This window comes from Arthrobacter sp. Sr24, assembly GCF_054511175.1.
In genome coordinates this window covers 1-8,877 of sequence record NZ_JBTNDB010000047.1, presented here as the reverse complement: position 1 = coordinate 8,877, position 8,877 = coordinate 1, and the positions used below count along the sequence as shown (strand labels likewise).

Here is an 8,877-nt window from a genome sequence, read left to right as displayed (position 1 = left end):
CTGGCGCAGTTACGGGTTGATATTGCTGCGATTCTGCTTCTAGGGCAGAAACTCCCGGCCACGGCCACCGGATTACTCGACGACGCCGAAGCCACCCTCAACACCGCCACCCCAGCATCAGGAACAGAACCCGCCACCGCGTCAACAGAACCCACTACCGGCGCTGGCACCAGCCCTGAAACTGGCTCTAGCCATGGTTCAGGGTCTCGTTCTGGTGCTGATTCCGGTGCTGGTTCTGGTTCTAGCGTTGATTGTGGTGGTTCTGGAGGACTCGGTAATCCAGCCAGACCCGATAGCTCTAGCTCTAGCTCTAACGCCGGCTCTAGCTCGGGTGCTGGTTCTAGCTCTACTGCTAGTGCTGATTCTGGTGTTGATTCAGGTCTTTCGGCTGCGGAGGTCTATTTCGCTAGTGACCCTGCAGACCCTCCCGATCCGGCTGATCCTCCTGACCATGGTGACTCGCCTGATTCAGGGGAAACTCCTGACCGTAGCGAACCTCCTGACTCGGTTGACACGCCTGATGCTGCAGTACCGCTTGCCCCGCCTGATGCTGCTGATGTGGTTGTTGTGGTGGGGGATGGTTCTGGGTTGGTTGATGGTGTGGTGGATGGGATTGTGGAGGATCCGAATGCTGAGTATTTGCAGCAGCTTGCTGAGTTGGCGGGCAATGGTGTGTTGGTGGATCCGCCGATGCCGGAGGCGTTGGTGTTAGTGAAGGTCCCGTTCTTGGGGTTGTTGGGGATCACGGATGAACCGGCGGAATTGGTGGGTCCTCAGGGTGGTCCTGTGCCAGAGGAGATAGCGCGGAAGTTGTTGAGTAATGGTTCTTCGTTCTTGCGGGTTTTGACTGATCCGATCACGGGGGAGGCATTGCCGTTGGAACCGCAACGGTATACGTTGCGGGCGGCGGAACGGGCGGTGTTGCAGGCTTTGGCTGGGTGTTGTTATGTACCGAATTGTCCTAATCCAGTAATGGATACGGAATTAGATCATTTACGGGCTTTTGAGTTTGGTGGGCCTTCGGTAATGGCCAATTTACGTCCAGCGTGTAAACGTCATCATCTAATGAAGCATTTCAAGGATGATAAGAACCGGCGTGGTCGTCGGCGGAGTATTGATGAACCAGAACGGGCCGGGATCCGGTTGCGGGGCTGGACCCCCAAGCTCACCAAGGACGGGCGGATCGGCTGGATCACGCCCAGTGGCAAATACCGGCCACCGCTGAATAAGGAACCAGACCGGCCTGAATACCCGAAATGGCTCAAGAAACTCATCAGCAAAACCACCAAAAAACCAAGCGACTAGCCATCACTGCGCAAGGCTAATGGTGTCCCACGGCCTGGACAACACAGCGACCAAGCGTGATTGGCACCCTCTACTTAGCTGTCATATGCTGGGGCAAGGTAGACGCATGGATCACAGCACATCAGAACCGGCCATCAACAAAACCCGGACTGACGCAGAGATCCGGCGTTGGGGTAGGCGAGATCCGGCGCTGGGGTAGGCAAAGTCACGAACGGGACGGCCCGTTTGTTCATTTGATTCGGGGACGACCTCGTAGAACAGGTTTGAACCCATGCTCACAACAGCCGCCCGCTCAATTTTGACCCCCATCGCACTGGCCCGAATTATTATCGGCTGGTTTGCGGTGGCGGTATTATTCCTCATGGGCCCACTCCTTACTCCGCCGGTTCCCACTCCGTTGCTAGTCACCGTCTTGGCCGCCATCATTGCCATTATCTTGATCTGTTCTTTCGGCGTAGTTCACGAGGCCGAACATCTCGCCCGCCGCCTCGGGGATCCCTACGGTTCACTGGTGCTGACGCTGTCGATCGTCCTGATCGAGGTGGTCTTAATATCCGCGGTCATGCTGGGCCCCGGCGAGCATGCAACCATCGCGCGCGACTCCGTGATGGCCGTTTCCATGATCATCCTCAACGCCGTCATTGGCCTCTCACTACTGCTCGGCGGGCTCAGGCACGGCTCACTCAGGCACAACCGCACCGGAACCTCCGCATACCTGGCCATGATCATCGTCCTCACCTCAATCGCCTTCGCACTCCCGGCTTTGATCGGTCACGATGGCTCCTACACATCTGGCCAAAGCATTCCCGTCATTCTGCTCGCCTTTGGCCTCTACGCGTTCTTCCTGGTACGTCAGATGGGCCCCCAAGCTGGCGATTTCACTGAGGTTGACCCCCGCCTGGAGATCCCCACACCAGGTGCCACATCAAGAATCAAAACCAAGAACGACGGCGTCTCCTCCGAACGCTCCATCTCGCCTTCCCGTGGGGGCACCACTAGTGCGATGCCTATAACTGCCATCCTCACCAAGCACCGTACGGAGATCCTTCTGCGCATGGGCACGCTGGTGGTCACGGTGCTACCCATTGTGCTGCTCTCACACGATATGGCAACACTTTTGGACGACGGGCTCGGCCGTGTGGGCGCCCCTGTGGCGCTCTCAGGTCTTCTGATCGCCATGATCGTATTTCTTCCGGAATCCATCACTTCTGTGCGTGCCGCTTTAGCAGGGGAAGCCCAACGGGTCAGCAATCTCTGCCACGGGGCCCTCGTCTCCACGGTGGGTCTGACTATCCCGGTCGTGCTCTTGATCGGCATGCTCACGGGACAAGAGGTTGCTTTGGCCGAGTCGCCGGCCAATCTATTGCTACTTGGCGTCACCCTGCTGCTGTCGGTGACCACGTTCGGCTCGAAGAAGCTCACAATGGTGCACGGAGCTACCCACTTGGCGGTCTTCGCTCTTTATGGACTTGTTGTCTTCTCATGATTCAGGGCAAATTCTGCTGAGTGCGGATCATGACACGTTCCTAAGTTCGCGAAATGATGAGTAACACTGTGTTGGATTTCGGACAGTAACGTTATTGACTGGTTCCCATGTCGATCAATAACCGGGCCGCCGATATCTCTGAGTTGCTCAAGCAGCAGGCGGCCGTGATGCGCGTGGGGGATAAGTTGCCCTCCGTCAGGCAGCTATCAAAGACCTATGGCGCCAGCCCCGTGACTATTACTCAAGCCATCAGCACACTCTCGGGCCTGGGAATCGTCAGAGCAGAGCCAGGCCGTGGCACCTTTGTGGCGGGCCGGGAGGAGTCGAATGAACTGCAGCATCCGCTGCAGCATGGCCCAGCTAGCCGCAACCAGTTAGCTGAACCTGATTACGCCTGGCAGTCCTCCACCCTGGGCCGTTCACGGGTGGATGCGGCCCGCGCCGGCCGGCTCCATTCACAAAGCACATCCGGTCAGGTTCAATTGTCATGGGGTTATCTGGCTCCGGAGCTGCAACCTTTTGATGAGTTACGCACGCTCGGTGTCCGGTGCGCTAAAAGCCACCGGGCTTGGACCATGGCTCCGCCCATGGGACTTCCGGAATTGCGCGGTGCATTTGCCAGCCAGCTCAGTGCGGATCCGGAGGACATGCTGATCATGCCGGGCGGGCAGCAGTCGCTGGTGTTTGCGATGCGCACTTTGGCCGATCCCGGCTCAACGCTTATCACTGAAAGCCCCAGCTACCCTGGGGCGGCCATCGCCGCACAGTCCGCGGGATTGAACCTGGCCGCAGTGCAAGCCGATGAGCACGGAATCATCCCGGCGAAACTGGCCGATGCTCTGGAGCGCACGCACGCTAAGCTCATCTATCTCCAGCCTTGTTACGCGAATCCGTCCGGTGCCATCCTCAGTGCCGAACGCCGCGTGGAGGTGTTGGCTTTGGCGAAGCGTTACGGTGCCTTCATCATCGAGGACGACTGGGCACGGAACCTGTCCCTCGATGGCAACGCTCCACCGCCGCTGTTCACCCAGGACCCGGATGGGCATGTGGTCTCCATCGCCACCTTGACCAAGCCTGCCGCGCCAGGATTACGCGTGGGCGCCATTGCTGCAAGGGGCCCGGCAGGGGAACGACTGCGCACCGCCCGTATTGCCGATGACATATGCGTGCCACCGCTGACGCAAGAAATCGCGTTGGGCCTGCTGACCTCCTCCGCCTGGCCGCGCCACGTGACACGACTGCGCGCTGGATTGCTGGAACGTCGCGATGCCATGGTGGACGAGATTCATGCATCAATGACCGGTGCTAAGGTGCCAAACATTCCCACCGGCGGCATTCACCTGTGGGTCAGGCTTCCAGAAGGCAGCAATTCCACAACCTTGACAACAAAAGCCCACCAAGCAGGAGTGCTGATCGGCGACGGCAAGCAATACTTCGTAGATGAGCCACCCGCCCCGTTCATCCGCCTATCCTTTAGCGCCGCTTCCATTGCGCAGATTCGGGCCGGCGTGCAACGGGTAGCTGAACTGCTCTAAAACCTGACTGCTCTAAAACCTGCCTAAGCGTTCGCTGTGGGCTCCGGCAGACCAAGCAGCGCGTTCTCCACCAGCTCGGACAAGGCGGGGTGAATCCAGTACTGCTTCTTAGCCACATCGTGGGCGGTTTGGCCAAAGTGCATGGCTTGGATCAGCGGTTGAATGATGGTGGCTGATTCCGGTCCAATCGCATGCGCCCCCAACAGCAAACCAGTGGCAGGATCGGCCAGTACCTTCAGGAAATGGCCCGTGTCCTCACGCGCCCAACCTGCCGCAATGTCGCCATAGTTTTGCACTTTCACCACATACTCAATTCCGGCCTTGATGGCGTGCGACTCCGTGATCCCAACCGAGGCAATCTGCGGATCGCTGAATACTGCGGCCGGCACAAATCGGTGATCTGAGCTGATGAGCGCCTCAGGGTGGGCCAAGTTGTGCTTAACCACCTTTGCCTCGTGATTGGCCACATGTTTGAGCTGGTATTTGGAGGAGATGTCGCCCAGCGCGTAAATCCCGTCAACGCCCGTGCGCTGATGCTCATCAACCACCACTCGCCCATGATGGTCCAATTCCACGCCAGTCTTTTCCACATTTAAAGTGGCCCCGTTGGGTTTGCGCCCCGTGGCCACGAGTAACACATCCGCTTTCAGAGCGTGCGGCCCATTCGGCCCCATCAGTTGAAGTTCGACGCCGTCCGCTGTGTCCGCCACGTTGCTCACCTTGGTTTCCAGCAGGACTGTGTAGCGCGCCGCGGCCTCCTTGGTGAACTGAACCGAGACATCGTCATCTTGAGATTTGAGCAGCCTTTTCCCTCGCGCGATTTGAGTGACGTGCACGCCAAAGGAGGAAAATACGTGCGCAAACTCGGCGGCAATGTATCCACCACCCAGAATGACCATGCTGGCGGGCAGCGTCTCCAATCGCATAATTGAATCGGAGGTATGAAAGACCGCCGCGCTTTGGGTGGTGCTATCAGCGAGGCCGGGAGTATCCGGGACCACAGCGTGCGAACCCGCAGCCAGAACAAATCTGTCGGCGGTCACTTGGGTGCTGCCGCCGTCGTGCAGGTCAATGTGCAGCTCTTTGTGTCCGGAGAAGCGGCCGCGCCCGGCGAAGACCGTGATGTTGGGGCACTCAGGGCCTTCGCGGTATTGCCGGCCACCGGATTCGATGGCGTCGATCCGTCCGAAGATCCTGTCCCGGATACCTGGCCAGTCCACGGAGTTCAGCTGAGAATCGATTCCCAGCGCCTTGCCGTGGCGGGCGGCATCGGCCAACTCCGCCGGGTGCACGAACATCTTGGTGGGAATGCAGCCAACATTCAGGCAGGTCCCGCCAAAATGACCGTCTTCCACGATGGCAATGTTCCAATGATCAAACTCTGGGCCGGGAATGGAGTTTCCAGAGCCGGTGCCGATGATGACGAGGTCGAAGTGGGGCATGGGGATTGCATCCTTCACGGGTGAATGGGGTCCAGCGTTCATAGCAAGGCTACCCGCGCACAAAGTCCGCCGCCGCATTGCAGCGGTGGCGATGTTCTCGTCTCCAATAACGGCTACGAAGAGCCCAGCTTCGGCGCCGCGGGCTTTCCAGACGTCGGTGATATCTTCTAGCTGCAGGGATCTGAAATAACTTGAGCGTTTTGGTCGTTGCGGGGCGGTGGCAGGGCATAGAGCGGCACACTGCAATTGGCTGCGATCGTCTGGATGATCGGCCTCGAAGGCAGCCACGAGTACATCCAGAAAATGCCGTGCTCGAGCTCGAGCTGGCAAAGATTTCCGCCGCTGCATCAAACGCAAGCTGGCAGGCAGTTTCGCTTCCATCAGGGGCCGTTGCAGCGTAGTTGACGATCGTCTAGGTTCGTCACATTGAAGAGATTGGTGCGCTCTATACAGAGAATGTGGTGACCCTCGGCCGCTTCGCCGACACGCTGCCAAAAAACTCCACGCGTACAGGCTCCACTCTTAGGGGCTCCAAGAGAACGGAACATCAGGCAAGGAGCTGGCTTCGCCCCCGGTAAACACCCGTTCTGCATGGTGATGTTCGCTAGCGGAGCGATCATCCAGTTCTGGTTGCAGTCCGCCAAGGGGCGGCCGCACGGGAACAAAGCATCGGCGTACTTGAGCTCCGCCGATCGAGGTCTCAGTTACGTAGGAACAGCTTTCCCAACTCGTGGACAGTTTGATCGAACAAGTCCACCGGGTCGGTTTCAACTCCGTCGAATTCCTTCCGGGCGAAAGTCTGCCAGGCTACCCGCCAGGCGGCAGTCACTACCTCGGCAACCAGGAGCGCCTGGATCGCACCCAGTGGGCCGCGTTGGATCAGGGTAGCGCTAAGTCCTTCGACTAGATCCCGCTCCTGCCGCGTGACAACCCGCAGCATCTCCGGTTCACTGACCATCAGACGGGAAATTCTACGGAAGTCACTCTGCTCGACCTCCATGGCAAAGAGTCCGCGGCACACCGCCAACAGATCTTCTAGAATTCCGGAGGCGCTGGAGTGCGTGCTCTCAGTGGCAACCAGCGTTTCGATCAGCCCCCGCTGAGCGGGCATGAGGGCGTGCTCCTTGGAGGAGTAATAGCGAAAGACCGTCCGCTCGGAAATGCCCACGCGTTCGGCAATATGGCCGATGGTCGTGGCGTCGAGGCCTTGTTCTTCAACCAGGTCCAATGTGGCGCCTTGGATCTCGCGCATCATCTGCGCGCGGCGTTCTTCGCGGATACCCAAAGCTCAGCTCGCTTCACTAGTGGAGGCGCTCCGGCAGGCGACGGAGCTCGTCAAGCTATATTTTACGTCACACTCTGACAGGTTTGGCATATGAAATCTGTCAGACCGTGACATGATTTCGATAGTTCAAATATTACAGAAGAGGTACCTTCCTTTGGCCCTGACCACAGAAGACACGATTTCCCCGCCGTCTGCCTCAGTCCAGCGGCCCCGGCCAGAGCTGTCAACAAAGCAGCTCACCGGAATCATCGGCGCCCTGGCCCTGGCCGCGTTCCTGATGATTCTGAATGAGACGGTGCTCAGCGTAGCGCTTCCGGCGATTATGGCGGATCTTTCCGTCTCGGCGGCAGCTGGGCAGTGGCTGACCACCGGATTCCTGCTGACTATGTCGGTAGTTATCCCGACCACGGGCTATCTGCTGCAGCGTTTCAGTGCACGGAGCTTGTTCATTTTTGCGCTCGTCAGCTTTTTGGCAGGAACCGTGCTGGCAATCTTCGCGCCGAGCTTCGTGGTCCTGCTGGTTGCCCGTATCATCCAGGCACTCGGCACCGCCATCGTTCTGCCGCTATTGATGACCACAACGCTGACTCTGGTGCCCATGCACAAGCGCGGTGCCATTATGGGTCTGAACTCGATCGTCATCTCCGTGGGTCCGGCCATCGGCCCGACAGTTTCCGGGGCCATAGTTAGTGCCTTTACCTGGCACTACATCTTCATTCTCATGGCGCCACTGGCCGTGATCATCCTGGTCCTGGGCATCATCTTCATCAAGGTCCCGAACAGCACGCGCAAGCTCCCGCTCGACGTCGTCTCGGTAATTCTTTCCGCCTTGGCGTTTGGTTTGCTGGTCTACGGCATTTCCAGTCTGGAGCACGCAGGCGAAAATATTGCCCTCACAGTCGGCTGCTTCGTCATCGGCCTGACGTCCCTCGGCCTGTTCATTAAGCGACAGGTCCGACTGACTCGCGACGGCAAGGAATTGCTGAATCTGACACCGTTCAAGTCCCGTACCTTCACTTTCTCCGTGCTGATGATCATGATCGCCATGGGTACCCTTTTGGGCACCATTGTCGTGTTGCCGATCATTCTCGAATCAGGCGCAGGCTTCACCACACTGGCGATCGGGATGATGCTGCTGCCCGGCGGATTGGCCCAGGTAATTGCGGCACCGATCTTTGGACGCATCTATGACCGTTTCGGGTCACGCCCCGTCCTGATTCCGGGTGCGGCTATGCTCGCCCTAGGCCAGTGGATGTACGTGACAGTGGATTCTGACACCGCACTGTGGGTCTTCATGATTAGTCACATTGTCTTCTCCATCGGCCTCGCCCTGCTGATGACCGGCCTGATGAGCTCAGCTATGACCACCGTCGAGCCCCGGCTGTATGGCCACGGCTCGGCCATCTTCAACACCGGCCAGCAGCTCGGTGGAGCTATCGGCACCACGATCTTCGTGACCGTGATGTCCCTGCTTTCCGCAGGGATGCTTGAAGAGGGTTCGGATATGGCCCACGCGCTGTTCTCCGGTGCGCACGCAGCCTTCATCATTGGCGCCATCTTGGCCACCATTGGCCTAGCCTTGTCCTTCTTCGTCAAGGTGGACAAACAGCGGTAACTACCTCGGGGCATGACACGGGATATAAAAAATAGGGGGCCTGGGCGAGGAATCGCCCAGGCCCCCTTTCTGTGCGCCAAGCAAAGGTAGTTGTTTAGGGGCTCTTCAGAATTCAGAGTGTAGTTTCGGTCTGAAGCCTCCGGATTCCAGCAACGATCTGGCGACGTAGTTGGTGAGATTCCGGAAGCCTAGGGCAGAGCCTCGGAGGT

General features: G+C 58.6%; 6 protein-coding genes. 4 read left to right on the top strand and 2 right to left on the bottom strand.

The window, feature by feature from the left end; all coding sequences use genetic code 11:
- From ACX80D_RS17570 to ACX80D_RS17560, 3 genes are all read left to right on the top strand, one after another.
- Nucleotides 1-1,305: HNH endonuclease signature motif containing protein (locus ACX80D_RS17570; protein ID WP_459324157.1), on the top strand; the 1,305-nt coding region annotated here is incomplete at its 5' end.
- 271 nt (nucleotides 1,306-1,576) lie between these two features.
- Nucleotides 1,577-2,791 carry a calcium:cation antiporter gene (locus ACX80D_RS17565; protein WP_459324156.1) on the top strand — a complete coding sequence of 405 codons (1,215 nt, stop codon included), beginning with the start codon at nucleotides 1,577-1,579 and terminating at the stop codon, nucleotides 2,789-2,791.
- A 107-nt stretch (nucleotides 2,792-2,898) separates the two neighbouring features.
- On the top strand, nucleotides 2,899-4,326 hold the full coding sequence (locus ACX80D_RS17560) for an aminotransferase-like domain-containing protein (RefSeq protein ID WP_459324155.1): 1,428 nt from the start codon (nucleotides 2,899-2,901) through the stop codon (nucleotides 4,324-4,326).
- Between the two features lie 23 nt (nucleotides 4,327-4,349).
- Here the strand turns inward: ACX80D_RS17560 and ACX80D_RS17555 are convergent, their stop codons facing one another.
- Both ACX80D_RS17555 and ACX80D_RS17550 read right to left on the bottom strand, forming a co-directional pair.
- The gene (locus tag ACX80D_RS17555) at nucleotides 4,350-5,768 is read right to left on the bottom strand and encodes a mycothione reductase (RefSeq protein ID WP_459324154.1); all 1,419 of its coding nucleotides are present in this window, start codon (nucleotides 5,766-5,768) and stop codon (nucleotides 4,350-4,352) included.
- Between the two features lie 700 nt (nucleotides 5,769-6,468).
- A complete protein-coding gene (locus ACX80D_RS17550) occupies nucleotides 6,469-7,053 on the bottom strand; it encodes a TetR/AcrR family transcriptional regulator (protein ID WP_459324153.1) in 585 nt (194 codons plus the stop codon).
- A 112-nt stretch (nucleotides 7,054-7,165) separates the two neighbouring features.
- On the opposite strand from ACX80D_RS17550, the gene ACX80D_RS17545 reads away from it, so the two are divergent.
- Nucleotides 7,166-8,668 (top strand): MDR family MFS transporter, encoded by a 1,503-nt coding sequence (locus tag ACX80D_RS17545; protein WP_459324152.1) that lies wholly within the window; start codon nucleotides 7,166-7,168, stop codon nucleotides 8,666-8,668.
- Nucleotides 8,669-8,877 lie beyond the last annotated feature (209 nt).

What these genes read in the sequence shown, in the direction of transcription:
- ACX80D_RS17565 (WP_459324156.1), top strand. Translation starts at nt 1,577, where the DNA reads ATGCTCACAACAGCCGCCCGCTCAATTTTGACCCCCATCGCACTGGCC.
- ACX80D_RS17555 (WP_459324154.1), bottom strand. Translation starts at nt 5,768, where the DNA reads ATGCCCCACTTCGACCTCGTCATCATCGGCACCGGCTCTGGAAACTCC.
- ACX80D_RS17545 (WP_459324152.1), top strand. Translation starts at nt 7,166, where the DNA reads ATGATTTCGATAGTTCAAATATTACAGAAGAGGTACCTTCCTTTGGCC.
- ACX80D_RS17560 (WP_459324155.1), top strand. Translation starts at nt 2,899, where the DNA reads ATGTCGATCAATAACCGGGCCGCCGATATCTCTGAGTTGCTCAAGCAG.